Annotated in this window: 1 protein-coding gene; it reads right to left on the bottom strand. The window is 77.0% G+C overall.

The window, feature by feature from the left end:
* Window positions 1-82 precede the first annotated feature (82 nt).
* The coding region (locus B9S61_RS17495) for an FUSC family protein (RefSeq protein WP_146064875.1) at window positions 83-1041 on the bottom strand (959 nt) is incomplete at its 5' end.

Raw genomic sequence — 1041 nt, 5'->3', positions numbered from 1 at the left:
GCCGAGCCCGGAGGCCGAGCCCGGAGGCCGAGCCCGGAGGCCGAGCCCGGAGGCCGAGCCCGGGGGCCGAGGGTCGCCGGGGTCATCCGGTGAGCCGTAGGTCCGGCAGGTGGAGTCGTACGGGGCCGTGGCGTCGGGCGAGTTCTTCGCGCAGTCCGGCGAGTCGCGCCAGCTGCCGGGGGTCGACACGACCGGTGTCGTCGAGGTGGACGGCGCAGGCGGTGGTGGTGTCGACGAGCAGTTCGAGGGTGGCGGCGATCTCGTCGGTGCCGTCCGCGTGCCGGGCGAGCGCGGGCAGTTCGGCGGAGGCGAGCGCGATGGCCGTACGGGCTTCGGCGAGGGTGCGGTAGGCCTCGCGGCGCAGCGCCCAGCGGGCCTCGCGGTCGCGGGCCGCCCCCTCGCCGGACGCGCCGAGCACATGGTCCAGGTACGCCTGCGCCGCGGCGCCCGCTTCGGCGAGTCTGGCCCGGATGGCGGCGCCGCGCTGTCCCGGCATCGGGAGATGACCGACGACCAGGACGACGGCGCAGGCCAGCAGCGTCTCACCGATCCGGGCGACCGAGGCCTGGGGTTCGCCGCCGGCCATGACCAGGGCGAGCACGAGCACGGTGACGACGGCGGTCTGCGCGGCGAAGTGCCGGGCGGCCACCGGAAGCAGCGCCCCGCTGACCACGACGAGCGCGACGAGCCCGGCCGGCCGGGGCAGCACCGCCGCGAATCCGGCGAACAGCAGCGCCCCGAGGACGGTTCCGGCGGCCCGGGACAGCACACGGGAGGCGAGCGGCCCGAGGTCCGGTTTGACGAGGAAGACGGCGGTGGCGGGCAGCCAGTACCAGTGCTCGTGCTGCCCGTACCAGCGGGCGTGATGGAGCGCCTGGGCGAGGGCGGCGCTCACGCCGAAACTCAGGGCGACCCGCAGGCCGTACTCGCGGCCGCGGGCGCCGAGGACGGTCCGCAGCCGGGCGGCCCGGAACCCCTTGCGGCTGTGCAGGTCGCCGCCCTCGCCCCGGTCGAAGGCCTCGGCGGCCCGCAGCAGCGCGT

The organism is Streptomyces sp. SM1 (genome assembly GCF_002910825.1).
In the GTDB taxonomy this organism is placed as follows: Bacteria; Actinomycetota; Actinomycetes; order Streptomycetales; family Streptomycetaceae; genus Streptomyces; species Streptomyces okerensis.
This window is presented reverse-complemented; position numbering and strand designations above follow the sequence as displayed.